Origin of the sequence: Streptomyces sp. AM8-1-1, from assembly GCF_032229325.1 — a bacterium.
Lineage (GTDB): Bacteria > Actinomycetota > Actinomycetes > Streptomycetales > Streptomycetaceae > Streptomyces > Streptomyces achmelvichensis.
On sequence record NZ_CP135086.1, the window covers coordinates 2881627 to 2907363 of the forward strand.

Genomic DNA, 25737 nt, shown 5'->3' on the forward strand with positions numbered 1-25737 from the left:
ACTCCGTTGCGTCGTTGAGTCAGTACGGTTGTTCTCCCCGTAACACTGCCACGCGCCTTCTCATTCCGAGACACCACGTCCGATCTGCGAGACGATTTCGTCCCAGTAACCGGGCAGTGTCTCGAATGGACCGATCTGCCCCTTGCGTTCGCCGCGGTGCGCACCGTCGGAGGGGACGACGCGATCCGTCCTGTCGGTGAAGAAGATCGTCCCCGCGCCCTGCCAGCGGGCGATCCGGGTGGCCTCCTCCAGATGGGTGCGCGGCACACCGTGGACGAAGTGGACGAAGCGCTCCGGCGGGTGGTCCGCCGTCCACTCCGCCACCTGTGACCAGCGGTAGTCCGTCCACGGCCCGCTGAAGGTGACCAGCTGATCGGCCGCATCCGCGTATCCCGGGTGCGGGTGCGCGCCGTGCCCGAGGACCAGGTGTCCGCCGTCGAGCACCGCCTCCAGTGTCGCGGTCGTCCGCCTGACCTGGAGCAGGTCGGCGCGGTCCGTCGGGCAGCGGTCCAGGATGAAGCCGCCGACGCGGTACCACTCGAGGTAGTGGTGCGCGTCCGCGACGAGATCACCGAAGGCGCGCGAGCCGTGGGCCATGTCGAGATGGCCGAGAACGCGCACACCGGCGTTGTTCAGCCGGCCCGCGGCCGCGAGGCAGTGCGGGTCGGGACGGGAGCCCGGCCCGTTGGCGACATTGAGCACGACCCAGTGCAAGGGGGCTCCGGGCCGGGTCAGTTCGGCCCACTCGGCGGGAGCGAGCAGGGGGTGGGCGTAGCCGGGGACACCGACGCCGAGTCTCTCCGCGCCGGTGGCCGAGAGCTGGGAGCCGGTGGTCGTCAGATGCGACATGCCGCCTCCATCCAGATGTCGGCGAGCGATTCCTCGAGATTGATACGGGGGCGCCAGCCGAGCCGGTCGCGGGCCGTGCGGACGTCCGCCTGCTGCCAGCTGCCACAACCGTCCGGATACGGCACGGGGGCGGAGAGGTGATCCATCATCGCCTCGGAACGCGGCGCCCCGATGCCCGGCCGGCCGGTGGGGGCGTCGAGCTCGTGCAGCGCACCGCTGTATCCCGCGACCCTGGCCAGCACGGCGGCCGCGTCGCGCAGCCGTACGGAGCGGCCCGTGCCGATGTTGACGATGCCCTGCGCGGCCGAGAGGGAGGCCGCGTGCACGGCCCGTGCCACGTCCCGCACGTCGACGAAGTCGCGCTGCACGCCGAGGCCGCTGAGCTTGAGCTCCCCGTCGCCGGACTGCATGGCACGGCGCATCGCCTCGGCGAGACGGCCGAGCGGGGAACCCGCCGGGGTGCCGGGCCCGACGGGTGAGAAGACGCGCAGCACGACGGCGTCCAGACCGGCACCCAGGACCAGTTCGGTGGCGGCGAGCTTGCTCACGCCGTAGGGGCCGCCGGGCCGCGGAATCGCGTCCTCGGCGGTCGAGGACCCCTGCTGAGAGGGCCCGTACTCGGAGGCGCAGCCGAGCTGGACGAGCCGGGCCCCGCAGCCGCTGCGGCGCAGGGCCTCGCAGACGGTGGCCACGGCGACGGTGTTGTACCGGGTCAGATCGCGGGCACCGCCGCGGGTGGCGCCGGCGCAGTTGATGACGACGCCGGGGTGGACCGCGCCCAGGAAGCGGGTCAGGGCGCCCGGGCTGCCTCCGGCGAGGTCGAAGCGCACATCGGCGTCGTCCCCGCGGCCGAGCGCGGTGAGATGGACGGCGGGGTCGGCGAGCAGCCGGTCGGCGACGAAGCGGCCGAGGAATCCGTTGGCTCCGAGCAGCAGCACCCTCATCGCGCGGCCTTTCTGTGCCGACGGGCCGGGACTGGGGGTTGGGGGGTCATGTCGGGTTCTCCTTCGAGGTGTTGCTGTCGCTGAGGGTGCTGGATACGCCCGTGGTGTCGGCGCCGCGGGAGGCCGGGAGGTCTGTCATGCGGTGTGGGCGGATGCCCGGGACAGGGCCGCGGTGGCGTGGGCCAGCAGTCCGGCCGCGGCCGCCGCGCAGGCCGCGGCCGGTACGGCGGAAGCGCCCCAGGCGGTCACGGCCGCCTCGACCGGGGTCGCCAGGAAGCCGCAGCCGGGCAGCCGCCCGGCGAGCAGGAGCAGGATCGCGGCGGCCTCGACGGCACAGGCCGCCGCGAGTCCGGTGGCTGCCGCTGCGGGAAAGTGGTGGACGACGAGCAGCCGGGCCAGGAACAGCAGGATGCCGAGTGCGACCGCGGCGGCGAGATCGTCGTACGGGAGGGCGAGGCGGGTGACGGCGAGCAGCGCGGTCAGAGCGCCGGCGTACAGCGCGACGACGCCGAGCAGCAGGGGCCGCACTCCGGCAGCGAACTCCTCCAGGCCCCGGCTGCCGTCGAGCCGGCGCCGCGCCTGGACGGAGAAGAGGTGCGCGCACCAGGCCGCGGGGGCGACGGCGAGGGCGAGGCCGACGAGGGGGCCCGCGCTCAGGGCCGGTGCCGCCTCGCCACCGCCGTTCATGATCCTCGTCGGGAGGTCCGCCCCGTAGGCGGCGTAGGCCAGCAGCCAGAGGGTCCACAGGCGCAGGGCCGGGACCGTGCGCCGCTGGGCGCGCAGCGGGCCGCGCCGCAGACAGAGGGAGAGGGCGACGGTGACCGCGACCGCGCCGGTGACGGTGGCCGCGGTCCGCGGGGCGCCCTCCAGAGGTCGCAGACCGGCGACGGCCAGTGCACACAGGGCGCCCGGCAGCAGGGTGAGCAGGACGAGGGAGAAGCCCGCGGCGGCCGGGCGGGGCAGGCCGCGTCCGGGACGGGCCGGTGTCTGTGCCTCGCCCCTGGGGACCCGTGCGTACAGCTCCTCGGCGAGCGAGAAGACGTCACGGTGTCGGAACCGGGCGGCGGTGCGGTCGGTGACGCCGTGCGCCTCGAGACCGGCGGCGATCTCCAGCGGGTCGACGGCCCGCTCGCAGAGCTCCCGGTGCCGGTGCATGAGGGCCTTCACCGGATCCGCGGGTCCCCGGCGCGGGGTGGCCGGGGTGCGCGGAGCCGTTTTCGCCGGCTCGTCCTCCCAGACCGCGGGCCGGCTGAGCAGCGCGTCGGACGTGGTGTCCCAGCCGTCGGCGTCGGCGGGTGTACGGGGGTCGTCGAAGGCGAGTCCGTCCAGTGGGGAGGGGTCTTCGGCGTGCGCGCTGTCGGTGACGCGGGGGGTGGTCATGCGCGTGCCTCCTTCGCGGGGGTGGGGATGTCGGCGGCCGCCGGGGCGACATGACCGGTCCTCGGGCCGTCGGCCCACCGGGGCGCCTTGCGGTGCGCGGCGCCGGGAGCGGTGCGGCCGTCCGCTGCGGAGCGGGACGCGGTGCCGGATTCCGGGCCCGACGCGGTGCCGGGTCCTGCCGCCCGGCCGGTCCATCGGCCCTGCATATGTGCCTCGGCGGGGTGGCCGAAGGGGACGGGTGCGCCGTCCTCGTCGACGGCCTCGCGCCGGACCGGCGAGTGGGAGATGAGCTCCAGGTAAATGCCGCGAAATGCCGCGAGGTTCTGCTCGACGGTGAAGAGCTCCAGCGCCCGGGCGCGCGCCGCGGCGCCCAGCCGCTCCCTGCGCTCCGGGTCGCGCAGCAGCGCGATACAGGCGTCCGCGAGCGCCCTCGGGTTGCGCGGCGGCACCACCAGGCCGGTGCCGCCGATGACTTCGACGACCGCACCGACGTCGGTGGAGACGGTCGCCCGCCCGCAGAACATCGCCTCGACCAGGCTGATCGGAAAGCCCTCGACGACGCTGGAGAGCACGACCACGCCGCCGGTCGCATAGGCGTCGGCGAGTTCCGGCGCCTCGGGTCCGCCGATCTCCTCGAAGGAGACGGGGTTGTCGCCGACGGCGTGCGCGTCGGCCGCCTCGTCGGGGAACAGCTGCGCGGCCAGGGCCTGGCAGTGGGCGAGATAGGTGGCGGCCTCGGCTCCGTGCACCGGCGCCCCGAACAGCCGCAGCCGCGCCTGCGGTTCGGCCTTGCGCACCTCGGCGAAGGCGTGCAGCAGCGCGATGAGGTCCTTGGCGGGCTCGATACGGCCGATCCACACGAGGGTGTGCGGGTCGCCGCTGTCGGCCCCCTCCCCCACGGCGGCGAACCGGTCCGCCTCCATACCGGGATGGACGGTGCGCAGCCTGGCCCGGTCGGCGCCGCACTTCTCCTGCCAGCGCCGGGCGTGGGCGTTGCCGGGGGTGATCACGGAGGCCTGGGCGTATACCTCGGCGGCGAGCCGTCGCTGGAACGCGGCGAGCAGGGCGCGTACGGGGGCGCTCAGTTCGGCGCCGTCGGCGGAAAGATAGTGCGCGCGCAGATGGACGCCGTACTCGGTGACCAGCAGCGGAACCCCGAAGAAGCGTTTGGCCAACAGGCCGGGCAGGGCCGCGGATCCGCCGGACGCGGCGTGGCAGAGGTCGACGGTTCCAAGGCCGTCGTCGCCGTACCAGTCGAGGGAGAGCGGGCGCAGGGTGCGCTCCAGCTCGTCGGCGAACATGAGGTAGTCGGGCACGGTGGCGGCGTGCACGGTACGGCGTGCGCCGGGCGCGCGGCAGGCGGATTCGAGGACGCGCACGGCGACCTCCGAGCGGAGGGCCGAATAGAGTCCGCCGCGCTCGCGGGCGAGGTCGGCCAGGCCGTACAGCCCTTCGGCGAAGGCCTCGCGGTGATCGTCGCCGTCCGCGCAGACGGCGGCGGCGAGCTCCTTGAAGTGGCCGAGGAAGCGCCGCCGGTCACGGCGTCCATAGGTGTGCCCGTCGTCCTCGGGGGCCCACAGCGGGGCGGTGCGGACCCGCCGCACCTGGGGAGGGAGCTGGATCCAGCCCTGTTCCACCTGCTGGGCGCTGCGGCTGAGGGCGTAGACGTCGAAGTCGTGCTGTGCGAGCCCGCGCACGAGCCGGTCGCACCACAGCCTGGACTCACCCGTCGCATACGGATAACCACCGTCCGTAAGCAGTCCGATCCGCACGAACGCACCCCCGATCTCCCTTGTGGGCGGCCGCCGTTGGTACGGCGACTCACAGCGGGACGACGGTAAGCCGGTATGCGGGTGGCGCGACGGACGGTTGTCCGTCGCGCCACTGGAAGGGGTGAATACACGTAACTTTCACACCCCGGTAGCGTTCCGTCGCGCTACAAGGGCTTTCCATAACCGAGAGTCAGGCTGCGGCCAGCTCTCACCGCGGGGCGCCGGGCGTGCCACGGCCGCCGCGCGCTCAACCGCCGGGATGCACCCAGGGGTTGGGCCGGCACTTGACCCCGTCGACATTCAGCGACTTGGTCTGCTGCTGCATCACCGGCGCGAGCTCTCCGGCGGTCCGGCAGTTCACATGGCCGTGTCCGAGGCGGTGTCCGACCTCGTGATTGATGAGCATCTGGCGATACGGGAACATCGCCTTCGCGCCGTACGTCGACGAACCCTGCGCCCACCGGTAGGCATTGATCATCACGCGCTCGGTCGAGGCCGAGTCGCAGCTGACGTTGTCGACCGAGGTGTCCAGATCCGACTTGGCGCACCAGACGTCGGTGGTGCCCGGGCTCGCGAGGGTGATGACGAAGTCCGGCTTGCCGGACGAGATCCGCTCGAAGGTCATCGCGCCGCCGTGCGCCCAGCTCCGCTTGTCGTTCAGGGTCCGCTGCACCGCTCCGGCGAACAGCGCGCCGTCCAGGCCGAGTCCCTTCTCGATGTCCACCCGATAGCGGATCTTGCGCCCCTTGCCGGGCGCCTTCTGGAGGCCCGGCACCGCCTCGAACGAGCCGTCGGCGGTGAGCTTCGGGTCCATCTGGAATTGCGTGGCCATCAACTGCGCGTACGTGACGGGCGCCGCGGGCTTCGCCTGCTCGGCGGGCGGCGGCAGTTGCCGGTTCTGGGAGCGCGAGGCCGGGCCGTCGTCGTCCCGCTGCTCACCGGAGGCGGCGGCACCGGCCTTGTCGGACCCGTCGGAGGCGACCTGGCCGGCCACCACCACGGCGAGGACCGTGGTCACCGCGGCCGCGGCGATCCCGGTGAAGGTGCGCCCCTTGCCGCCCTTGGGCCGCTCCTCGTCGGGGGTCCCGGCGTCCACCGGCCCCGCCCCGGTGTCCTGGTCGTACGCGTCGCCCCAGGTGGTGACGGAGGCGTAGGCGTCCTGGCTCCCGCCGTGCTGCGGCTCGTCGAAGGCCTCGACGAAGTCCCGGCGCGGGCCGGGGATGCGGGCGGCCGTCGCCGTACGCGGAAAGGACTGCGGGCGCTGCGCGCCGGCAGCGCCCTGCCGGGTGCCGTAGTCCTGCGGGCCGCCCCAGCCGCCGCCGGCCTCACGCTGCTCGGGGTGTCCGCCGCGCGTCTGCGCCGACCCGTGGCCCGCGGGCGCGTGGTCGGTCCCGGACAGGCTACGCCTGCGCCGTCCGCCGCCGGGACCCGATGGCACGGGCTCCAGTTCGCCGGTGTCGTAGGCACCGCTGTCGTATGCGCCGGACCCGCGGTCCGGACCTGAGCCCTTGGGTGCGGGGCCCTTACGGCTGTGTCGTCCCACGGCCCCGGATCAGCTCCTACCGCAGTCGTCGAGCAGTTCCCGAACGGCCTGGGCGACCGTCTCCGGGTACTCCATCATGGCAACGTGTCCCGCGTCCGGCAGAGTCAGCAGCCGGGAGTCGCGGAAAGCCGCCGCCGCCCTGCGGGCCATGCGGTAGGACACGAGCTGGTCCCGTCCGCCGTACACCAGAAGGGTCGGCGCGAGGACCCGCTCCGCCTGCCGCCACAGTCCGTGCTGGCCGCCGAGCGTGTAGGCGTCGACGATACCGCGCGCCGAGCGGGCCATCGCGTCCCAGAAGTACGGCAGTTGTACGCGGCGCTCCATCTCCTCCACCGCGTTGTGCAGCGCTTCGTCGGAGACGCGGGTGGGGTCTCCGTAGCAGAGCGCCATCACACCCCTGGTGCGCTGTTCGGCCGTCCAGTCCTTCGACAGGCGCCTGAACAGCCCCGCCACGCCCGGCAGGGCGAGCAGGGCGGTGGGCACCGCGGAGCGCTGCACCCGCAGTTCGGGCAGCGCGGGCGAGACGAGTGTGAGGGTGCGCACAAGGTCGGGTCGCACGGCCGCGACGCGGGTGGAGACCGCTCCGCCGAGTGAATTGCCGATGAGGTGCACCGGGCCCCGGGCGGAGGCGTCGAGGTGGCGGATGACCGCGCGGGCATGCCCGGTCACCGAGTAGTTGCCGTCGTCCGGCGGCGGTGAGTCCCCGAAGCCGGGCAGGTCGAGCGCCTCGCCGTCCACGACGTCCTCGAGCAGCGGCATCAGGCCCGACCAGTTCTGCGAGGAGCCGCCCAGCCCGTGCACGTACAGGGCAGGCGGCAGCCCGGTGCGCGCCGGCGGCCGGGATCTCACGGTGAGGGTGAGCCCGGGCAGGGAGACGGAGCGGAGTTTCTCCCCGTCCGCCACCCGCACGGCCGCGACCTTGGGGTCCGCCGCGGCTGCGACGGCCTGAACGCCCGGAAGCTCGGTCGAAGACATGCGGGCAATGTTACGAGACGATCACACCGTGGTTCATGTGTTCGGCGTCACACACCGCATAGCGCTGCCCAGAAGTAACTCCTAGGCTCGTAGGAAAGCACCTCTCCAGGGAAAGCGGTGCCCCATGTCCGACGACCCGACCGAACCGGAAACGTTCGGAGACGACGAGGTTCCGGAACTGGACGAGGAGGTCCCCGAGGCCGACGCAGCGGAGCAGTACACGCCGGTGAACCCAGATGACACCGATGACACCGATGATCCACTGCCGCGCCCCGGGCTGGGCCCGGTGGAGGAGGTGAACGAGGCCGATGCGGCGGAACAGGCCCGTGTCGTCCCCCTCGACGAGGACGACTACCGGTGAGGTGACCCTCTTTGCCCCCGAATAGGGAGCTACCGCGACTGTCCGGTCCGTGAAATTCTGCGTCCGCAGCACGCACAGCCGGGTTACCCAAAAGTACGATGGCGGCGCGGCGCACAGCGCGCACGGAACGATTTTGGGAGGCGGCGTGACAGCCATCGAGCAGACAGAGGCGGCGCGCCCGCGAGGCACGCGTCTGCCACGCCGAGCCCGCAGGAACCAGCTCCTGGGCGCCGCCCAGGAAGTTTTCGTCGCCCAGGGCTACCACGCGGCCGCCATGGACGACATCGCCGAGCGGGCGGGCGTCAGCAAGCCCGTGCTCTACCAGCACTTCCCGGGCAAGCTCGAGCTCTATCTCGCGCTGCTCGACCAGCACTGCGAATCGCTGCTGCTCGCGGTCCGTACGGCGCTCGCGTCGACGTCGGACAACAAGCAGCGCGTCGCGGCCACCATGGACGCCTACTTCGCCTACGTCGAGGACGAGGGCGGCGCCTTCCGGCTGGTCTTCGAATCGGACCTGACCAACGAGCCCGCGGTGCGTGAGCGCGTCGAGCGCGTCTCGCTCCAGTGCGCCGAGGCCATCTCGGACGTGATCGCCGAGGACACCGGTCTGTCGAAGGACGAGTCGATGCTGCTCGCCGTCGGCCTCGGCGGTGTCTCGCAGGTCGTGGCCCGGTACTGGCTCGCCAGCGCGTCCGACATCCCGCGGGACACGGCGGTGCAGCTGCTGACCTCACTGGCCTGGCGCGGCATCGCGGGATTCCCGCTGCACGGCGCGGAGCAGCACTGAGCGCGGAGCGCCACCGGCAGGCGGACGGAGGGTGTTCGCTCCTGGCGTTCACCGACGGCGTCTGCCCGGTCCGCTCGCCGGGCTAGTGTGTGCTGCGTACGGCGCGGCTGACCGCGCACCTCACTGACCGTTCGGAGGGACATAGCCGTGGAGGTCAAGATCGGCGTGCAGCACGCGCCCCGGGAGATCGTTCTGGAGAGCGGGCAGTCCGCCGAGGACGTCGAGCGCGCCGTGGGAGACGCGCTGGCCGGCAAGGCGCAGCTGCTCAGCCTCTCGGACGACAAGGGTCGCAAGGTCCTGGTGCCGGCCGACCGTATCGCCTACGTCGAGATCGGCGAACCGGCGGCACGGCGGGTGGGGTTCGGCGCGCTCTAGAGCGTCGCCGTCCACCGGCAGGACGAGTGGGAAGGGCCCGGCGGGATTCCCGCCGGGCCCTTCCCACTGCCTGCTCATCAGCCCCTCGCGGAGGGTTGTTCCACATGGTCGCCGGGTAGGACGGGCTACGACCGCGTAGCCCGTACCGACGTCCGCGAGGTGATCAGCAGTGTTGATGGAAGCGCTCGGTTCGGTTCTGCTCGGACTCGCCCTCGCGTGGGCCGCCGACCGTCATCTGTCCGACCGCCTTCCGGCCCGCCGCGTGGTCTTCACCTCGGGTCCGCTCGGCGCCCTCTTCGGTGCCTATGTGACGCACGCCGCGCTCGGCCCCGGCCATCTGCCGGCCACCCTCGTCGGCTCCGTGCTGATCGCGGCCGTACTGCTCTCGCTGCTGATCCGGCCGTCAGGACGAAGGCTTCGTCGCGCTTTCCCTCTCTGAGGGAACGCGGGCGGGCGGCCGGATCCGGCCGGCCGCCCCGGAAGCGGTGATGTCCGACACGTCAGGCCGCGAGACCCAGCGCCGCCATCCGCTTGGTGTGCGCCTTGGTGATCCGGGAGAACATCTCGCCCACCGCCGCCAGATCGAAGCCGTCCGCGACACCGCCGACGAGCATCGTGGAGAGCGCGTCGCGGTCCGCCACCACTCGCTGCGCCTGCGAGAGCGCCTCCCCCATCAGACGCCGCGCCCACAGCGCGAGCCGGCCGCCGACGCGGGGATCGGCCTCGATGGCGGCACGCACCTTCTCGACGGCGAAGTTGCCGTGGCCCGTGTCGTCGAGGACGGCGAGCACGAGCGCGCGGGTGTCGGAGTCCAGGTGGGCCGCGACCTCCCGGTAGAAGTCGGAGGCGATCGAGTCGCCGACGTACGCCTTGACCAGGCCTTCCAGCCAGTCGGACGGTGCCGTCTGGCGGTGGAAGTCGTCCAGGGCCTGGGCGAAGGGCTCCATGGCCGCGGTCGGCTCGGCCTCGACGGCCGTCAGCCGGCCACGCAGCTGCTCGAAGTGGTGGAACTCCGCGGACGCCATCTTCGCCAGCTCCGCCTTGTCGCCGAGCGTGGGCGCGAGCTTCGCGTCCTCGGCAAGCCGCTCGAAGGCCGCGAGCTCGCCGTACGCGAGCGCTCCGAGCAGATCCACCACGGCGGCGCGGTACTGCGGGTCGGCGGACGCCGTGGCCCAGTCCTGGGCGGCGATTCCGGTGTGTTCAGTGGCGTTGTCAGGCGTCTCCATGGAGCGCACAATAGCCCGCCCCACAAGGGGCGTAAGGGGCTGGTCAGCCATGCCGCGATCCCGGTTCCCGTGAATTCACCCAACACACATGCGCGAATCCGGGGTACAGTGGTAATGCGCCTGCTGAGCGTTTTGCGTACTCGGTGGGCGATCGCAGTGTTTGACTGAGGGTTTCACTTCCCTCTGACCCCTTGTGGATGCCCGGTCGGTGGCACGATCGGCTCCGAACCGACCGCCCTCCGCGCGGACCGTGCGCAGAATCGCGCATGACCGCAGATGAGGGGCCCCCTCAGCGGTACGACGCTCGAGCGATGGCAGTGGTCCCGCACCATCCGGCCAACCCACGGCCGGCCCAGTACCCCGGTGCGGTACGACCCCCTTCGTTCGCCTCGCGCCGCGTCTCACAGAAGAGGCAGCACCCTGACTACGACTTTCCGGGATCTTGGGATCCTTCCCGAGACCGCCGAGGCCCTCGAAGCCGTCGGCATCCTGTCCCCGTTCCCCATCCAGGAGATGACGCTCCCCGTCGCGCTCTCCGGCACCGACGTCATCGGCCAGGCCAAGACCGGCACCGGCAAGACGCTCGGTTTCGGCCTGCCGCTGCTGGAGCGCGTCACCGTCCCCGCGGACGTCGAGGCCGGCCGGGCGAAGCCCGAGCAGCTCACCGACGCCCCCCAGGCGCTCGTGGTGGTTCCCACCCGCGAGCTGTGCACGCAGGTCACGAACGACCTGCTGACCGCCGGCAAGGTGCGTAACGTCCGCGTTCTCGCCATCTACGGCGGCCGTGCCTACGAGCCGCAGGTCGAGGCCCTCAGGAAGGGCGTCGACGTGATCGTCGGCACCCCCGGACGGCTGCTCGACCTGGCCGGCCAGAAGAAGCTCGATCTCTCCCACGTACGGGCGCTCGTGCTCGACGAGGCCGACGAGATGCTCGACCTGGGCTTCCTGCCCGACGTCGAGAAGATCATCCAGCAGCTGCCGGCGAAGCGCCAGACGATGCTGTTCTCGGCGACCATGCCGGGTGCGGTCATCGGTCTCGCCCGTCGCTACATGTCGCAGCCCACCCACATCAGCGCCACCTCGCCGGACGACGCGGGCGCGACCGTGGCGAACACCACGCAGCGGATCTACCGCGCGCACTCCATGGACAAGCCGGAGCTCGTCTCCCGGATCCTCCAGGCCGACGGCCGGGGTCTGGCGATGATCTTCTGCCGCACCAAGCGCACGGCCGCGGACATCGCCGAGCAGCTGGCCCGTCGTGGCTTCGCCTCCGGCGCGGTCCACGGCGACCTGGGTCAGGGCGCGCGTGAGCAGGCGCTCCGGGCGTTCCGCAACGGCAAGGTGGACGTCCTCGTCTGCACCGACGTCGCCGCTCGCGGTATCGACGTCGAGGGCGTGACGCATGTCATCAACTACCAGTCGCCCGAGGACGAGAAGACCTACCTCCACCGCATCGGCCGCACCGGCCGCGCGGGCGCGAAGGGTACGGCCGTCACGCTCGTGGACTGGGACGACATCCCCCGCTGGCAGCTGATCAACAAGGCGCTGGACCTGGGGTTCCCGGACCCGCCGGAGACGTACTCCACGTCCCCGCACCTGTTCGAGGAGCTGGGTATTCCGGCGGGCACGAAGGGCGTCCTCCCCCGCGCCGAGCGCACCCGCGCCGGTCTCGCGGCGGAAGAGGTCGAGGACCTGGGCGAGACCGGCGGGCGTTCCCGCAGGTCCGCCGCGACGGCCACGGTCACCGAGGAGCGCCCGCCGCGCACCCGGACCCCGCGCCAGCGCCGTCGTACGAGGGCCGGCGAGCCCGCGACGGCGGACGAGGCCCTCTCCGCGTCGGCTCCGGCGGCGGCTCCCTCGGAGCAGTCCACGGAGGCCCGCACCCCGAGGCGTCGTCGTCGTACCCGTGTGGGCGCGCCGGCGGAGTCCGTCGAGCAGGTCCTCACGCCGGTCACCACGGTCCCCGAGGCCCAGCCGGAGGCCGAGGCGGAGACCAAGCCGCGTCGCCGCCGCTCCCGCGCCGTGAAGGCGGTGGACACGGTCGAGGCCGTGGAGACGACCGAGGCCGAGGTCAAGCCCCGCCGCACCCGTGCGGCGAAGGCCACCGCCGTCGAGGACGTCGCGACCGCCGCGGCGCCTGAGGCCGAGGCCAAGCCGCGGCGTCGCACCCGCGCGGCGAAGGCCGTGGACACGGCGGCAGCCGTGGAGACGGCCGAGGCCGAGGTCAAGCCCCGCCGCACCCGTGCGGCGAAGGCGACCGCCGTCGCGGCCGAGGCTCCGGTCGAGGAGGCCGCGGCCCCGCGCCGTCGCACCCGCACCCGGAAGGCCGCTCAGCCCGAGAGCTGACCCAGCCCGCTCCGTACGGCCCGGCCCCTTGAGGGGGCCGGGCCGTCGGCGTTCTCCGGTCGTCCGCGCGGAAGCCGGCCGATATGCCCCCGCAACGCGCCCGGCACCCGCCGCAGTTAACCTCGTCGCATGAGCCGGCCCCCCACTTTCGTCCCGCCGCCCTGCGCCCGGTCCACCGTCCTCGCCACCTCCCGCGGGGACTTCGCCGTCCTCGACGCCCGGCCGGACGGCGACACGGTCAAGGGCACGGCTCTCCTGCTGCCCGGCTTCACGGGGAGCAAGGAGGACTTCATCGTCCTTCTGGAGCCCCTCACCTCCGCCGGCTACCGCGTGGTCTCCGTCGACGGCCGCGGCCAGTACGAGAGCGAGGGGCCCGCCGAGCAGGAGGCCTACGCACAGGAGGCACTGGCGCGCGATGTGCTCGCCCAGGCGGAGGCCGTCCGCGACGGGGACGCCGGCGACGGCTCCCTGCATCTCCTCGGCCACTCGCTCGGCGGACAGATCGCCCGGGCCGCCGTGCTGCTGGACCCCTCCCCCTTCCGCACCCTCACGCTGATGTCCTCCGGGCCCGCGCGGATCAGCTCCGGGCAGCGGGAACGGGTGAAGCTGCTCAGCGACGCGCTCGCGGTCATGCGGATGGAGGAGGTCTGGGAGGCGATGCGGACGCTCGACCCTCCGGTCGACACGGACACCGACCCGAAGAACGGCGAGGACCTGCGACACCGCTGGCTGAGCAACAACCCGCTGCAACTGATCGCCACGGGTGGTCAGCTGACCGGTGAGCCCGACCGGGTGGACGAACTGGCCGCCCTGCGAACGCTCCCCAAGCATGTGCTGAGCGGGGAGACCGACGACGCCTGGCCCGTACTCCTCCTCGACGCGATGGCGGAGCGGCTCGGCGCGCACCGGACGGTCATCGCGGGGGCCGATCACTCCCCCAACACCGACCGCCCGCAGGAGACCGCGGCGGCGATCAGGGCCTTCTGGGACCGGCACTGAGGGAACCCGGTGCTGAGGGGACCCGGTACTGAAGGACTCGGTACTGAGGGGACTCGGTGCCGAGAGGAGTCGGTACTGAAAGGACCGCGGCCCGCGGCTTCAGTACTGGGACTGAAGGTGCTGCCAGAACCCGTCCCGCAGCGCCCGCCTCAGCACCGCATGCCCACGCAGCGACCGCTGGAGCACCCGCTCGGCCTCGATCAGCAGGTCCTGGTCCACGGGGCCGGGCAGATAGGGGTGGCCCGGCAGCAGCTCGGCCATGGGCTCCCGGCCGCGTTCGGCCAGCCAGGTCGCCGCGATCTGGGCCCCGACGAACCGCACCTCGTCGCGTGAGGGCGGCGGCGCCCCTTCGTTCTCGTACGTCGTGACGGGGCGGCGGGTGATGTAGGGCCGGCAGAAGTCCAGATCGAAGGTCCGCTGACTGTCCACCTCCCAGAGCAGCGGCTCGGCCTGATTGCGTCCGTCGGAGGCCTCGATACCCCACAGATGAACGCGTGCGCCGTAGCCCTGCGCCGCTTCGACCGCCGACACGAGGTCCTCGTCACCGCCCACCAGGGCCGCGTCACTGATCGCGCGGTGGCGTGCGAGCGACTCCAGGTCCGTACGGATGAGGGAGTCGACGCCCTTCTGCTGGTTGTTGGCGTTGAGATTGCCCAGCCGCACCTTGACGTCCGGGAGCTCGGCGATCGACTGCTGCTCCGCGGTGTGGATCCGTCTGCGGGCGCCGTCGTACCAGTAGACGCGCAGCAGCCGGCTGTCGGCGAAGATCGTGCGGGCCTTGTCGATGAAGGCCTCGATGAGCCCTTCCGCGTCCAGGTCGAAGGAGCGCCGGTCCTCGGTGCCCGCCACAAGCAACCCGGCCGCAGCATAGACGTAACCCGCGTCGACGAAGATGGCATGTGTGGACGGGGTCTTGGCGACCTCGGCGAGCATGCGAAGGAGCAGCTCGTTGGTGCGCTCCAGGCGGGCGCCGATCTCGTTGATCTCTGCGTCGTTCATACGGGACTCATTGTCCGTGGGCCCGCCCGTACCTGCCAGTAGTTAGGCATCCGAAAATTTTCCTTAGCGTAGGGAATGTTTGAAGGGTGCACGATGGTTGTAGACGTACAGAACACGAACGAACACAGACGGGTATCCGTCGCCAGTAGTTCTCCAGCAGGAGGATCAGACGAAGGGAGAAGCCATGCGCTTCGAAATCATGCGACTCGACGACGTCACCGGCACCGCCGTGGACAGCACCGTCGTGGACGCCGCCTCCGTCAACCGGATCGTGCAGCAGGCCGCAGCAACTGGTCAGCGCATCTACATCCGCCCGGCAGAAACCGCGGCCCTGTAAGACCGACAGCAGGGCCGGAGCAGTACCGACGACGCAGCGCCCCCGTACGGATGATCCGTACGGGGGCGCAGGTGTGTCCGGGGGCTGCCGGTGCACGGTGCGTGCGGGGGCGCCTCAGGAGCTCTGGATGACCTGGGTGATGCCGTTGATGATCTGCTGCACGGCGATCGCGGAGAGCATCATGCCCGCCAGCCGCGTCACCAGGACGACACCGCCGTCCTTGATCAGCCGGATGATCACCAGCGAGTAGCGCATGGTCAGCCACAGCACCACGTGCATGGCGACAATGGCCGCCCACACCGAGACCTGCTGGGACGCCCCGTTCGCGTGCTGCACGGCGAGAATCACCGAGACGATCGCGCCGGGCCCGGCCAGCAGCGGCATGCCGAGCGGTACGAGCGCGACATTGACGTCCTTGGTCTGCTGCGGTTCGTCCGTCTTCCCGGTCAGCAGGTCGAGCGCGATGAGCAGCAGGAGCAGACCGCCCGCGATCATCAGCGCGGGAACGGAGACATGCAGATAGTCCAGGATCTGCTGCCCCAGGATGCCGAAGACGGTGATCACACCGAAGGCCACGGCGACCGCCTGCCACGCCATCCGGCGCTGGACCTTGGCGGGCCGCCCGGAGGTGAGGGCGAGGAAGATCGGGGTGATCCCGGGGGGATCCATGATCACGAAGAGGGTCAGGAAGAGGGAGCCGAAAACGGCAACGTCGAACACGGTGAGGCCTAGCGGGAAGAGGGGTGGAACAGAAGGGAAGGCAGGGAGAGGTCTGCGCGGGGCGAGCCGGTCGGCGCGCGCGGCGCAGCACACTCCGTGCGACAGAAGACGACGAAGAGCGGCAGAGCCTAGAGGCGCACTCCGCCGGTGCCGGGCACGGGGAAAGCACCGGTCGCCCGCCGGGTGATCTCGCCGTAGATCTCCGGGTCGGTCGTGAACTCGCCGAGCTCGCAGGTCTTGCGGCTGCCGTGGTAGTCGCTCGATCCGGTGGTCAGCAGCCCCAGCTCGGCGGCGAGACCGCGCAGCCGTACGCGCGTGGGCTCGTCGTGGTCCATGTGGTCGACCTCGATGCCGTCGAGACCGGCGGCGGCCAGTTCGGCTATCGCCTTCTCCGGCACCGTACGGCCGCGCTGGGCGGCTGCGGGGTGCGCGAAGACGGCCACTCCCCCGGCGGCCTTGACCAGCCGGATCGCCCTGAAGGGGTCCAGTTCGTGCTTGGTGATGTGCGCACGGCCGCCGTCGGCGATCCACTCGGGGGTGAAGGCGTCCGAGACGGTCGGCACGACACCGAGTTCGACGAGCGCGGAGGCGATGTGCGGTCGCCCGACGGAACCCTCTCCGGCGATCCGCGCCACGAGATCCCACTCGACGGGTACGCCGAGCTCCTGGAGCTTGGTGACCATCGCCCGGGCACGCGGCACCCGGTCGTCGCGTACGAGCTCGCGCTCGCGCAGCAGATCCGGCTCGTCCGGGTCGAAGAGGTACGCCAGCAGATGCAGGCTGACCCCGTCGAGGGCGCAGGAGATCTCGGCGCCGGTGACCAGGGTCAGCCCCGCCTCGGGGAGCGCGTGGAGCGCGGCGATCGCCTCGGCGTGCCCGCGGGTGCTGTCGTGGTCGGTGAGTGCGACCACGTCCAGTCCGGCGGCAGCGGCCTTGCGGACCAGTTCGGCCGGGGTGTCCGTGCCGTCCGACGCCGTGGAGTGGGTGTGCAGATCGATGCGCACGACGCGAGGCTCCAGGGGCGGTGGGCGGACAGGGGACGGTCCAGTGTATCGGGCAGACGAACAGCCTCAGGACGGGTGCGGGGCGGCCCGCACCCCGGCGTCAGCCTTCCGCGGGCCGCGCTCCCACGACCCACGGGTTCACGACAGAAGCCGCGGCGACAGGGCACCGCACGGCAGCAGTTCCACTTCCGCGCCCGCGTCCCGCAGATCGGTGAGGACCAACTCGTCGTACATCAGCAGCCCGGTCTGCTCCGGCCAGACGATCGCCCAGAGCCACAGCCCCCGCGCCTCGCCCGCGAAGACGGCCCGGTCGTCGGGCGCCCCGGCGACGTGCCACAGCGGCGTCGGCCGTCCGGCAGCGAGCACCTTGGCCTGCGGGGGCTTCTCCACGCTGATGTAGTGGCCCGGGTCGGGACCGTCGACCCCGGCGTAGCGCGCTCCGAGTCCGACGCCCAACTCCTCGGCGACGAGGATCAGTTCACCCAGCCCCCCGAGCGGGCCCGGTCCGGAACAGGCGACGGCGGTTGCCCGCCCTCCGCTGCGGTCGTCGCCGGCGTAGGCCACGCCGCTGAAGAGCCAGCCGACGGGCAACGGCCACGGCATCCAGACGGGGACCTTCGCACGGTGCACCACCACACCCAGGGCCTCGACACTGGGCGGTATCACCGGCTGCAGCGGGTGCACCGTGCCGTGCACATCGCACTGCCAGGAGTCGGCGAAGAGACCGGGCGCCCTGACCCGGCCACCGCACTTCGGGCAACTGGGTTCGCCCCTCATACAGCCCAACGGTCCTACCCGGCAGACCTGCCGTCAAGGACGATCACCGGCTCGGCGTGAGCTTCCACCCGGTAAAAGTAGATGCATCTTGCATTCATTAGGCTGGCTAACCTATTATGTGTACTGCACAACGATCTACTCGAGAAGCTTGCAGAGGAGCTGTCCATGCGTGGAGAGGATCCGTTCGACGAGGGAGCGCCCAGCATCCTGCGCCAGCCCAAGGCCGTCTGGGCGACGGCGGGCGCATCGGTGGTGGCCTTCATGGGCATCGGCCTGGTGGACCCGATCCTGCCGTCCATCGCCAAGGGCCTGGAGGCGACGCCCAGCCAGGTGTCGCTCCTGTTCACCTCATACTTCCTCATCACCGCCGTCGCCATGCTGGTGACCGGTTTCGTCTCCAGCCGTATCGGCGGCCGCAAGACCCTGCTCGCGGGGCTGACGCTCGTCATCGTCTTCGCCGCCCTGTCCGGGACCTCCGGTACGGTCGGCGAACTGGTCGGCTTCCGGGCCGGCTGGGGGCTCGGCAACGCCCTCTTCGTCTCGACCTCGCTCGCCGTCATCGTCGGTGCCGCCGCCGGCGGCAGCGCGGCGGCGATCCTGCTGTACGAGTCGGCGCTCGGCCTCGGCATGGCCTGCGGACCGCTGCTCGGAGCGGTGCTCGGCGACGCCAGCTGGCGCTACCCGTTCTTCGGCACCGCCGCCCTGATGGCCGTCGGATTCCTGTGCATCGCGGCGTTCCTGAAGGAGCAGCCCATACCGGCCCGCAAGACATCGCTGCTCGACCCCGTCAAGGCACTCGGCCACGGCGGGCTCGCGTCCGCCGCGGCGTCGGCGTTCTTCTACAACTACGCGTTCTTCACGGTGCTGGCCTTCACGCCGTTCGTGCTGAACATGAGCCCGTACAAGTCCGGAGGGGTGTTCTTCGCCTGGGGCGTGCTGCTCGCGGTCTTCTCGGTGCTGGTCGCGCCGCGGCTCCAGCGGCGCTTCGGCTCGCTCAAGGTGCTGGGCGGCTCGCTGCTGCTGCTCGCCGCGGACCTCGTGATGCTCGGATACGGCAGCCACACCGCGGCCGTCGTCGGCACGATCGTCTCCGGTGCCTTCATCGGCCTGAACAACACCGTCTTCACCGAGCTGGCGCTCGGTGTCTCGGACGCGCCGCGACCGGTGGCCAGCGCCGGATACAACTTCGTCCGCTGGTTCGCCGCGGCCGCGGCGCCCTACTTCGCGCCCAAGATCGAGGAATGGACCGACATCCACATCCCGTTCGTGGTGGCCGCGGTCTCGGCGGTGATCGGCGCGGGCATCGTGTGGGTGCGGCGCACGTCCCTCAGCCACACGGCGGAGGAACTCCAGCCGGTGCACGCCACCCAGGACGGCGTCACGGTCTTCGCCAACTGACGGCCGACATCGTCCGGCTCCCGGAACACCCTGCCTGACAGCAACTCAGAAAGGGTGTGCGGTAGCGGGGTTCAGTCCAGCGGTACGGACCTGCGCAGCGGATCGCGCAGGTCCGTACCGTGCGTCAGCCACCGCTCCTGGAGTTCCTGCGCCCCGTGCACCCGCTTCCAGGCCGCCTCGTTCGAGGTCATCGGCAGCAGCGGCAGGAAACGCACCGGGTCCATGGGGTCGGCCAGTTCGAGATCCTCGACGAGCCCCCCGGGCTCGGCCACCAGCACCGAGCTGAAGGCCGCCGAGGTCCACAGCGGTTCACCGACGTCCAGCGAGGCGCCGGGCGCCACGACGACGCCCTCGACCTGGGGGGACGCGGCGAGCACAGCGAGGGGCCGCAGGGCCTTGTCGGCGTCGGCGAGCCCGGCCCTGACGGAGAGGATCAACTCGGCGCGCGGACCCTTCACCGGGTCGGCCAGCGCGGCCGTGGGATCGGTCATCGGATGGGCGGACATGCCGAGTGTGGCGTATCGCACGACGTCCCCTCCGTCGTGGTCCTCGCTCCGGAACCTCAGCACCTCGATTCGGTCCGTACCCAGGAACGTCACCGCCGCGCGGGCGTCCGGCTCACCGAGTGCCGTACGCAACCGGGCCTCGACCAGATCAAGAACTTCTCCCATGCGGCGAGCATAAAGCGCGTATGGAACGGGCAAAACCAGGGATTGACCCTGAGGTGACTGCTAGTCTTGGCCGCTGGTCAGGGACGGCACGCAGAAGCGTGCTCTCCAGTCCCCGACGTCATGACTGTCCCTCACGGGGGACCGGCCGGAGGAGGTGGGGCTGCGGTGGATCGAAGTCGATCGTGCAGTACCAACCGCCCTTCCGCACCGTGTGTCTCCCCGGCGACCAGCGTCTCCTGGGTGATCTGAGGCCTCACCGCAGCGGCCCCACGGCACTTCGCACGACGGAAGAGCACTTCGTTTTTGCCTGTCTGTAGCGAACGCCGTCACCGCGACCACGCGGTGCCGCCCGCTTTGCGGACGTACGCATCACGTCCCCATTCCGGGCTGTGCCACGCCACTCGCCGACGGCCTCTCCGTGAAGGAGCAAGCCATGTCGATGATCCGTGACCTGCGCGCCGCGGTCCGTCCGTCCCTGCGCAAGAGCAACGCCCCGTACAACACGTACGACACCACGCGGGACCCCTCCGCCTCCAGCGCCGTGGTCGACTGCGCGGTCTACCGCGACGGGAGGCGGCTGGAGACCGACGCCTGCCAGACGCCGCACGAGGCCATGCTCCGTGTGCGGGAGGGCGGCGGCTTCGCCTGGATCGGGCTGCACGAGCCGACCGAGGCCGAATTCGCCGGTATCGCGGCCGAGTTCGGACTGCACCCCCTCGCCGTCGAGGACGCGGTCCACGCCCACCAGCGGCCCAAGCTGGAGCGGTACGACGACACGCTCTTCACCGTCTTCAAGACGATCCACTACGTCGAGCACGCCGAACTCACCGCGACCAGCGAGGTCGTGGAGACCGGCGAGGTCATGTGCTTCACCGGCCGGGACTTCGTCATCACCGTCCGGCACGGCGGCAAGGGCTCGCTGCGGGCGCTGCGCCACGGTCTTCAGAAGGACGCCGAGCTGCTGGCGAAGGGCCCCTCGTCGGTGCTGCACGCCATCGCCGACCATGTCGTCGACGGGTACATCGCGGTCGCGGGCGCGATGCAGGACGACATCGACGAGGTCGAGATCGATGTCTTCTCGGCTCCCGACAAGGGCAGCCCGCGCGGCAGCGACCCGGGACGGATCTACCAGCTCAAGCGCGAGGTGCTGGAGTTCAAGAGGGCCGTGTCGCCGCTGCTGCGGCCGATGCAGCTGCTCAGCGAGCGGCCGATGCGGCTGATCGACCCGGACATCCAGAAGTACTTCCGTGACGTCGCCGACCACCTCGCCCGGGTGCAGGAAGAGGTCATCGGCTTCGACGAGCTGCTCAACTCGATCCTCCAGGCCAATCTGGCGCAGGCGACGGTCGCCCAGAACGAGGACATGCGCAAGATCACCTCATGGGCGGCGATCATCGCCGTGCCGACGGCGGTCTGCGGGGTGTACGGCATGAACTTCGACCACATGCCGGAGCTGCACTGGAAGTACGGCTACGCGATGGTGATGACGGGCATCATCGGCGTCTGTCTCGTCATCCACCGCACCCTGAAGCGCAACGGCTGGCTGTAGATAGGCTGCGCGCATGACCGAACCTTCCGCCCGCTCCACCGGGGACGTCGCACTCCCCGACCAGGCGCTCGTCGAGGAAGCCACCAAGAAGTCGGGCCTCGTCTGGGTCCGGGGCGGAGGTCCCGCGCGGGCGCTCTGGCACGTGTGGCACGAGGGCGCCCTGCATCTCGTGGGCGACGGGCCCGGCGAGCAGCCGCTGCCGCAACTGGTGGACGGCGGTATGGCCGAGGTCACCGTGCGCAGCAAGGACAAGGGCGGACGGCTCGTCGTGTGGACGGCCGCGGTGTCCGAGCTGGAGCCGCACGCGCCGGCGTGGGAAGCGGCGGTCGCCGAGCTCAAGGGCAAGCGGCTGAACGCGCCGGACGCGGAGGTGATGACGGAGCGGTGGGCGCGCGAGTGCCGTGTCCTGCGACTCGAACCGCGTGCCGCGACCACGGACCTGGGGTCCACCTCGCTGGCCGAGCCGCCGCTCCCCACGCCGGCGACGACCCGCCGTCCGGCGCCTGCCGGACTTCCGCGACTGCTGGTCGGCCGTAAGAAGAAGCGCGGCTGAGAGCTGCTGGGGGCGCCGGGGCCGCATCCGTCCCGCTGAAGCCCTGCCCCCGGCTGCCTGAGCCCCAGCGGCTCGGGGCCCGGCCGCCGGCCGTCCCGGCCTCAGCCGCCGGACGATCCCGACTGGCTGTTCGTCTTCGGGAGCTGGCCGCCGTAGTCGACCGTCTCCTCCTTCGACGGCGCCTTCAGCGTGAAGTCCTTGCCCCAGTCCCCGAGCGTCAGCACACCGGCCCCGCCGGCCCGCGCGAACTGAAGGGGATAGGGCTCGCCCTCCAGGGAGACGTCGAGCGTGCCGCCCGCGCCCTCCCCCGCCGTCACCTTGATCGCGCGGACACCGCCGACCTTCGTACGGTCGCCCTTGCTCAGCTCGCCCTGCATGCCGAGCAGCCCATCCAGCAGGACGTCCATGTCCGTGAAGCCGCGGAACTGGTTGTACGCGGGGTCGCCCTCGGGGACCTTCACATACTTGTCGTCGAGCTTGTCCGCCGCCTCGTCGTCACTCTCGCCCGGCTTCGCGTCTCCCTTGCCGTCCTCGGGGTTCCAGAAACCCGCGTCGGCCTTCAGATAGAGCGCCTTGCCGATCCGCAGCAGTTCGAAGGTGTTGTCCTTCGAGGTGACGGAGCCGGTGCCGCCGTCGTGCTTGAGCCGCATGTTCAGCTTGTAGGTGCCGCCCTTGCTGACGAGGGTGCCCGACAGCCGTACGGCCGTCGCGGCGTCGGCCGCGGTCTTCGCCTTTGTCTCGATCTCGGCGGCGGAGAGCTTGCCGATTCCGTTGGTCCCCGCGTCCGGGTCCTCGCCTCCACATGCCGTGAGCGCCACGGCCAGTCCGGCGCACATCGCCACGGCGAGCGCGGCCCTGCGAGCCTGAGGAACCGGGGGGAGAAGAGTCACCGGCGCACTGCCTCTCATCTGCTTGTCATGGGTGGCAGACGGCAGCGTACCCGTGCGGAGCGGGCCGCTCCGCAGGGAGCCGTACGGACGTCGGCCAGGGGCGGCACGCATCGGTACGGGCTAGCCTGAAGCCCACGATCAGCGGCAATTCCCGGCAAAATCCGGCGAGTGAGGAGGGCGGAGACGGTGGCAGGCGCCCCTCGGATCTTCGTGTCCCATCTCGCGGGTGTGCCCGTCTTCGACCCGCAGGGCGACCAGGTGGGCCGGGTGCGCGACCTCGTCGCGATGCTGCGGGTGGGGCGGCGGCCGCCGCGGCTGCTCGGTCTGGTCGTCGAGGTGCTCAGCCGCCGCCGGATCTTCCTCCCGATGACCCGCGTCACCGGTGTGGAGTCGGGCCAGGTCATCACCACCGGCGTACTGAACGTGCGCCGGTTCGAGCAGCGGCCCACGGAGCGGCTGGTGCTCGGTGAACTGCTCGACCGCCGCGTACAGCTGGTGGACAGCGGCGAGGAGGTCACCGTCCTCGACGTCTCGATCCAGCAGCTGCCGGCCCGCCGCGACTGGGAGATCGACAAGGCGTTCGTCCGCAGGGGCAGGGCGGGGGCACTGCGGCGCAGGGGTGAGACCCTGACCGTCGAGTGGTCGGCGGTGACCGGCTTCTCGCTCGACGAGGACGCGCAGGGCGCCGAGAGCCTGGTCGCCACCTTCGAGCGGATGCGCCCGGCCGACCTCGCCAATGTGCTGCACCACCTGTCGCCGAAACGGCGCGCGGAGGTCGCCGCCGCCCTCGACGACGACCGGCTGGCCGACGTGCTGGAGGAGCTGCCGGACGACGACCAGATCGAGATCCTCGGCAAGCTCAAGGAGGAGCGGGCCGCCGACGTGCTGGAGGCCATGGACCCGGACGACGCGGCCGACCTGCTCTCCGAGCTGCCCGAGGAGGACCAGGAGCGCCTGCTCACCCTGATGCGGCCGGACGACGCCGCCGATGTGCGCCGCCTGCTGTCGTACGAGGAGCACACGGCCGGCGGTCTGATGACCACGGAACCGATCGTGCTGCGGCCGGACGCGACGGTCGCCGACGCCCTGGCGCGGGTACGCCAGCAGGACCTCTCCCCCGCGCTCGCCGCGCAGGTGTATGTGTGCCGCCCGCCGGACGAGACGCCGACGGGCAAGTACCTCGGCACCGTCCACTTCCAGCGGCTGCTGCGGGACCCGCCGTTCACCCTGGTCAGTTCCCTCGTCGACAGCGATCTGCCGCCGCTCTCGCCGGGCACCCCGCTGCCGGCGGTCACCAGCTATCTCGCGGCGTACAACATGGTCGCGGCGCCGGTCGTCGACGAGGGCGGCTCGCTGCTCGGAGCGGTGACCGTCGACGACGTCCTGGACCATCTGCTGCCGGAGGACTGGCGGGAGACGGAGTTCGAGGAGTCCGCCCATGGGTAGCGGCGGCGAGAGCGGTCCGGGAGAGCGCGGCGACACGAGGGAGCGGCTGCCGTCGGGAGCGAGCGCCGCGCCCCGCCCGCGGGTCCGGCTCGATCAGCCCCGCGCGCCGCGGCGCACTCTGCTGCCGGAGTACGACCCGGAGGCCTTCGGCCGGTTCTCCGAGCGGATCGCCCGCTTCCTGGGCACGGGACGGTTCATCGTCTGGATGACGGTGATCATCATCATGTGGGTGGTGTGGAACGTCAGCGCGCCCGCCGGTCTGCGCTTCGACGAGTACCCCTTCATCTTCCTGACCCTGATGCTGTCGCTCCAGGCGTCGTACGCCGCTCCCCTGATCCTGCTGGCGCAGAACCGCCAGGACGACCGTGACCGGGTCACCCACGAGCAGGACCGCAAGCAGAACGAGCGGTCGATCGCGGACACCGAGTACCTCACCCGGGAGATCGCCGCGCTGCGCATGGGCCTCGGCGAGGTGGCCACCCGCGACTGGATCCGCTCGGAACTCCAGGACCTCGTGAAGGAGATGGAGGAGCATCGCGCCGTATTCCCGTACGAGCGCGCCTCGGGGCGTGACGAAAGCGACCGCTGACGGCCTTACCGGCGGTGGTGGTCAGCGCCGTACCATCATCGGTATGGCTACGGAAGACGCGGTGCTTGAGGCACTGGCGACGGTGAACGACCCCGAGATCAACCGACCGATCACCGAACTCGGCATGGTCAAATCAGTCGGGATCGAGGCGGACGGCGCGGTCGCGGTCACGGTGTACCTCACCGTCTCCGGCTGCCCGATGCGCGAGACGATCACCAAGAACGTGACGGACGCGGTCGCCCGCCTCGACGGCGTCACGCGCGTCGACGTCACGCTGGATGTGATGAGCGACGAGCAGCGGCGCGATCTCGCGTCGTCGCTGCGCGGCGGTACGGCCGAGCGTGAGGTGCCGTTCGCCCAGCCCGGCTCGCTGACCAGGGTGTACGCGGTCGCCTCCGGCAAGGGCGGGGTCGGCAAGTCCTCCGTGACGGTGAACCTCGCGGCCGCGATGGCCGCCGACGGCCTGAAGGTCGGTGTCGTGGACGCCGACATCTACGGTCACTCGGTGCCCCGGATGCTGGGTGCCGACGGCCGTCCCACCCAGGTCGAGAACATGATCATGCCGCCGTCCGCGAACGGCGTGAAGGTCATCTCGATCGGCATGTTCACCCCGGGCAACGCCCCGGTGGTGTGGCGCGGCCCGATGCTGCACCGCGCGCTCCAGCAGTTCCTCGCCGACGTGTACTGGGGCGACCTGGACGTCCTGCTGCTCGACCTGCCCCCGGGCACCGGCGACATCGCGATCTCGGTGGCGCAGCTGGTACCGAACGCGGAGATCCTGGTGGTGACGACCCCCCAGCAGGCCGCGGCGGAGGTCGCCGAGCGGGCCGGCTCGATCGCCGTCCAGACCCACCAGAAGATCGTCGGCGTCGTCGAGAACATGTCGGGCCTGCCGTGCCCGCACTGCGACGAGATGGTCGACGTCTTCGGCAGCGGCGGTGGCCAGCGGGTCGCCGAGGGCCTGACGAAGACCACGGGCGCGACCGTGCCGGTGCTGGGTTCGATTCCGATCGACGTGCGCCTGCGTGAGGGCGGCGACGAGGGCAAGCCCGTCGTGCTCACCGACCCCGACTCCCCCGCGGGCTCCGCCCTGCGCGCGATCGCGGGCAAGCTGGGCGGCCGCCAGCGCGGTCTGTCGGGCATGTCGCTGGGGATCACCCCGCGGAACAAGTTCTGAGCCGTCCGGCGCCGGGTGGTCCCACGGCGGGCCCACCCGCCGCGGGAGGTGCCTGAGCCCCGTGGTCCCG

At 71.4% G+C, this 25737-nt stretch carries 26 protein-coding genes; 13 read left to right on the forward strand and 13 right to left on the reverse strand.

Features of this window, described 5'->3' with window-relative positions; genetic code table 11:
* Window positions 1-60: 60 nt before the first annotated feature.
* The 6 genes from RPQ07_RS12835 to RPQ07_RS12860 form a co-directional block, all read right to left on the reverse strand.
* Window positions 61-849, reverse strand: coding sequence for a spherulation-specific family 4 protein (locus RPQ07_RS12835; protein ID WP_313944254.1), 789 nt, complete (start codon window positions 847-849; stop codon window positions 61-63).
* The gene (locus RPQ07_RS12840; protein ID WP_313944255.1) at window positions 837-1793 is read right to left on the reverse strand and encodes an NAD-dependent epimerase/dehydratase family protein; all 957 of its coding nucleotides are present in this window, start codon (window positions 1791-1793) and stop codon (window positions 837-839) included. Before RPQ07_RS12840 ends, RPQ07_RS12835 begins: the two co-directional genes overlap by 13 nt.
* 135 nt (window positions 1794-1928) lie before the next feature.
* Window positions 1929-3173: a hypothetical protein gene (locus tag RPQ07_RS12845; RefSeq protein ID WP_313944256.1), complete on the reverse strand. Its 1245-nt coding sequence runs from the start codon at window positions 3171-3173 to the stop codon at window positions 1929-1931.
* Window positions 3170-4945: a GT4 family glycosyltransferase PelF gene (gene pelF, locus RPQ07_RS12850; protein WP_313944257.1), complete on the reverse strand. Its 1776-nt coding sequence runs from the start codon at window positions 4943-4945 to the stop codon at window positions 3170-3172. Before pelF ends, RPQ07_RS12845 begins: the two co-directional genes overlap by 4 nt.
* Before the next feature lie 247 nt (window positions 4946-5192).
* Window positions 5193-6488 (reverse strand): DUF3152 domain-containing protein, encoded by a 1296-nt coding sequence (locus RPQ07_RS12855; RefSeq protein WP_313944258.1) that lies wholly within the window; start codon window positions 6486-6488, stop codon window positions 5193-5195.
* 9 nt (window positions 6489-6497) lie between these two features.
* Window positions 6498-7463 (reverse strand): alpha/beta hydrolase, encoded by a 966-nt coding sequence (locus RPQ07_RS12860; RefSeq protein WP_313944259.1) that lies wholly within the window; start codon window positions 7461-7463, stop codon window positions 6498-6500.
* Window positions 7464-7587: 124 nt separating this feature from the next.
* Between RPQ07_RS12860 and RPQ07_RS12865 the strand changes: the two genes are divergently transcribed.
* The 4 genes from RPQ07_RS12865 (at window position 7588) to RPQ07_RS12880 (ending at window position 9425) form a co-directional block, all read left to right on the forward strand.
* Window positions 7588-7824, forward strand: a complete 237-nt coding sequence (locus tag RPQ07_RS12865; protein WP_313944260.1) for a hypothetical protein — start codon at window positions 7588-7590, stop codon at window positions 7822-7824.
* 145 nt (window positions 7825-7969) lie between these two features.
* Entirely contained in the window at window positions 7970-8611 is a 642-nt protein-coding gene (locus tag RPQ07_RS12870) for a TetR/AcrR family transcriptional regulator (protein ID WP_313944261.1), read from the forward strand.
* 147 nt (window positions 8612-8758) lie between these two features.
* Window positions 8759-8986: a DUF3107 domain-containing protein gene (locus RPQ07_RS12875; RefSeq protein ID WP_313944262.1), complete on the forward strand. Its 228-nt coding sequence runs from the start codon at window positions 8759-8761 to the stop codon at window positions 8984-8986.
* Window positions 8987-9155: 169 nt separating this feature from the next.
* Window positions 9156-9425 carry a hypothetical protein gene (locus RPQ07_RS12880; protein WP_313944263.1) on the forward strand — a complete coding sequence of 90 codons (270 nt, stop codon included), beginning with the start codon at window positions 9156-9158 and terminating at the stop codon, window positions 9423-9425.
* A gap of 61 nt (window positions 9426-9486) precedes the next feature.
* Here RPQ07_RS12880 and RPQ07_RS12885 read toward each other — a convergent pair whose 3' ends face one another.
* A complete protein-coding gene (locus tag RPQ07_RS12885; protein ID WP_313944264.1) occupies window positions 9487-10212 on the reverse strand; it encodes a ferritin-like fold-containing protein in 726 nt (241 codons plus the stop codon).
* Between the two features lie 276 nt (window positions 10213-10488).
* On the opposite strand from RPQ07_RS12885, the gene RPQ07_RS12890 reads away from it, so the two are divergent.
* A complete protein-coding gene (locus RPQ07_RS12890; RefSeq protein ID WP_413777734.1) occupies window positions 10489-12558 on the forward strand; it encodes a DEAD/DEAH box helicase in 2070 nt (689 codons plus the stop codon).
* Window positions 12559-12687: 129 nt separating this feature from the next.
* Entirely contained in the window at window positions 12688-13557 is an 870-nt protein-coding gene (locus RPQ07_RS12895) for an alpha/beta hydrolase (RefSeq protein ID WP_313944266.1), read from the forward strand.
* A 99-nt stretch (window positions 13558-13656) separates the two neighbouring features.
* On the opposite strand, the gene RPQ07_RS12900 is transcribed toward RPQ07_RS12895, so the two are convergent.
* Window positions 13657-14556, reverse strand: coding sequence for an NYN domain-containing protein (locus RPQ07_RS12900; protein WP_313944267.1), 900 nt, complete (start codon window positions 14554-14556; stop codon window positions 13657-13659).
* Between the two features lie 184 nt (window positions 14557-14740).
* Between RPQ07_RS12900 and RPQ07_RS12905 the strand changes: the two genes are divergently transcribed.
* The gene (locus tag RPQ07_RS12905; protein WP_313944268.1) at window positions 14741-14893 is read left to right on the forward strand and encodes a hypothetical protein; all 153 of its coding nucleotides are present in this window, start codon (window positions 14741-14743) and stop codon (window positions 14891-14893) included.
* A 114-nt stretch (window positions 14894-15007) separates the two neighbouring features.
* Here RPQ07_RS12905 and RPQ07_RS12910 read toward each other — a convergent pair whose 3' ends face one another.
* The 3 genes from RPQ07_RS12910 to RPQ07_RS12920 form a co-directional block, all read right to left on the reverse strand.
* Window positions 15008-15613, reverse strand: a complete 606-nt coding sequence (locus RPQ07_RS12910; protein ID WP_313944269.1) for a MarC family protein — start codon at window positions 15611-15613, stop codon at window positions 15008-15010.
* A 128-nt stretch (window positions 15614-15741) separates the two neighbouring features.
* Window positions 15742-16617, reverse strand: coding sequence for a PHP domain-containing protein (locus RPQ07_RS12915; protein ID WP_313944270.1), 876 nt, complete (start codon window positions 16615-16617; stop codon window positions 15742-15744).
* Window positions 16618-16755: 138 nt separating this feature from the next.
* Complete coding sequence (locus RPQ07_RS12920) at window positions 16756-17394, reverse strand: DUF6758 family protein (RefSeq protein WP_313944271.1); 639 nt, start codon at window positions 17392-17394, stop codon at window positions 16756-16758.
* A gap of 165 nt (window positions 17395-17559) precedes the next feature.
* On the opposite strand from RPQ07_RS12920, the gene RPQ07_RS12925 reads away from it, so the two are divergent.
* The gene (locus RPQ07_RS12925; RefSeq protein WP_313944272.1) at window positions 17560-18792 is read left to right on the forward strand and encodes an MFS transporter; all 1233 of its coding nucleotides are present in this window, start codon (window positions 17560-17562) and stop codon (window positions 18790-18792) included.
* Between the two features lie 71 nt (window positions 18793-18863).
* Here the strand turns inward: RPQ07_RS12925 and RPQ07_RS12930 are convergent, their stop codons facing one another.
* Entirely contained in the window at window positions 18864-19463 is a 600-nt protein-coding gene (locus RPQ07_RS12930; protein ID WP_313944273.1) for a suppressor of fused domain protein, read from the reverse strand.
* Window positions 19464-19896: 433 nt separating this feature from the next.
* On the opposite strand from RPQ07_RS12930, the gene RPQ07_RS12935 reads away from it, so the two are divergent.
* Together RPQ07_RS12935 and RPQ07_RS12940 are read left to right on the forward strand one after the other, a co-directional pair.
* Window positions 19897-21012, forward strand: coding sequence for a magnesium and cobalt transport protein CorA (locus RPQ07_RS12935; RefSeq protein ID WP_313944274.1), 1116 nt, complete (start codon window positions 19897-19899; stop codon window positions 21010-21012).
* Between the two features lie 13 nt (window positions 21013-21025).
* Window positions 21026-21565, forward strand: a complete 540-nt coding sequence (locus RPQ07_RS12940) for a hypothetical protein (RefSeq protein ID WP_313944275.1) — start codon at window positions 21026-21028, stop codon at window positions 21563-21565.
* 101 nt (window positions 21566-21666) lie between these two features.
* Here the strand turns inward: RPQ07_RS12940 and RPQ07_RS12945 are convergent, their stop codons facing one another.
* Window positions 21667-22455, reverse strand: coding sequence for a hypothetical protein (locus RPQ07_RS12945; protein WP_313944276.1), 789 nt, complete (start codon window positions 22453-22455; stop codon window positions 21667-21669).
* 186 nt (window positions 22456-22641) lie between these two features.
* On the opposite strand from RPQ07_RS12945, the gene RPQ07_RS12950 reads away from it, so the two are divergent.
* Genes RPQ07_RS12950 through RPQ07_RS12960 form a run of 3 tightly spaced genes read left to right on the forward strand, consistent with a single transcriptional unit; the run spans window position 22642 to window position 25667 of the window.
* The gene (locus tag RPQ07_RS12950) at window positions 22642-23901 is read left to right on the forward strand and encodes a magnesium transporter MgtE N-terminal domain-containing protein (RefSeq protein ID WP_313944277.1); all 1260 of its coding nucleotides are present in this window, start codon (window positions 22642-22644) and stop codon (window positions 23899-23901) included.
* Window positions 23894-24490 (forward strand): DUF1003 domain-containing protein, encoded by a 597-nt coding sequence (locus RPQ07_RS12955; protein ID WP_313944278.1) that lies wholly within the window; start codon window positions 23894-23896, stop codon window positions 24488-24490. Before RPQ07_RS12950 ends, RPQ07_RS12955 begins: the two co-directional genes overlap by 8 nt.
* A 43-nt stretch (window positions 24491-24533) precedes the next feature.
* The gene (locus tag RPQ07_RS12960; protein ID WP_313944279.1) at window positions 24534-25667 is read left to right on the forward strand and encodes an Mrp/NBP35 family ATP-binding protein; all 1134 of its coding nucleotides are present in this window, start codon (window positions 24534-24536) and stop codon (window positions 25665-25667) included.
* Window positions 25668-25737: the final 70 nt, after the last annotated feature.

Bases quoted from the DNA above. Each gene is read 5' to 3' on its own strand.
- RPQ07_RS12920 (WP_313944271.1), bottom strand. From the start codon at position 17,394: ATGAGGGGCGAACCCAGTTGCCCGAAGTGCGGTGGCCGGGTCAGGGCG.
- RPQ07_RS12845 (WP_313944256.1), bottom strand. From the start codon at position 3,173: ATGACCACCCCCCGCGTCACCGACAGCGCGCACGCCGAAGACCCCTCC.
- RPQ07_RS12935 (WP_313944274.1), top strand. From the start codon at position 19,897: ATGTCGATGATCCGTGACCTGCGCGCCGCGGTCCGTCCGTCCCTGCGC.
- RPQ07_RS12940 (WP_313944275.1), top strand. From the start codon at position 21,026: ATGACCGAACCTTCCGCCCGCTCCACCGGGGACGTCGCACTCCCCGAC.
- RPQ07_RS12930 (WP_313944273.1), bottom strand. From the start codon at position 19,463: ATGGGAGAAGTTCTTGATCTGGTCGAGGCCCGGTTGCGTACGGCACTC.
- RPQ07_RS12885 (WP_313944264.1), bottom strand. From the start codon at position 10,212: ATGGAGACGCCTGACAACGCCACTGAACACACCGGAATCGCCGCCCAG.
- RPQ07_RS12960 (WP_313944279.1), top strand. From the start codon at position 24,534: ATGGCTACGGAAGACGCGGTGCTTGAGGCACTGGCGACGGTGAACGAC.
- RPQ07_RS12860 (WP_313944259.1), bottom strand. From the start codon at position 7,463: ATGTCTTCGACCGAGCTTCCGGGCGTTCAGGCCGTCGCAGCCGCGGCG.
- RPQ07_RS12840 (WP_313944255.1), bottom strand. From the start codon at position 1,793: ATGAGGGTGCTGCTGCTCGGAGCCAACGGATTCCTCGGCCGCTTCGTC.
- RPQ07_RS12905 (WP_313944268.1), top strand. From the start codon at position 14,741: ATGCGCTTCGAAATCATGCGACTCGACGACGTCACCGGCACCGCCGTG.
- RPQ07_RS12835 (WP_313944254.1), bottom strand. From the start codon at position 849: ATGTCGCATCTGACGACCACCGGCTCCCAGCTCTCGGCCACCGGCGCG.
- RPQ07_RS12865 (WP_313944260.1), top strand. From the start codon at position 7,588: ATGTCCGACGACCCGACCGAACCGGAAACGTTCGGAGACGACGAGGTT.
- RPQ07_RS12900 (WP_313944267.1), bottom strand. From the start codon at position 14,556: ATGAACGACGCAGAGATCAACGAGATCGGCGCCCGCCTGGAGCGCACC.
- RPQ07_RS12955 (WP_313944278.1), top strand. From the start codon at position 23,894: ATGGGTAGCGGCGGCGAGAGCGGTCCGGGAGAGCGCGGCGACACGAGG.
- RPQ07_RS12895 (WP_313944266.1), top strand. From the start codon at position 12,688: ATGAGCCGGCCCCCCACTTTCGTCCCGCCGCCCTGCGCCCGGTCCACC.
- RPQ07_RS12890 (WP_413777734.1), top strand. From the start codon at position 10,489: ATGAGGGGCCCCCTCAGCGGTACGACGCTCGAGCGATGGCAGTGGTCC.
- RPQ07_RS12925 (WP_313944272.1), top strand. From the start codon at position 17,560: ATGCGTGGAGAGGATCCGTTCGACGAGGGAGCGCCCAGCATCCTGCGC.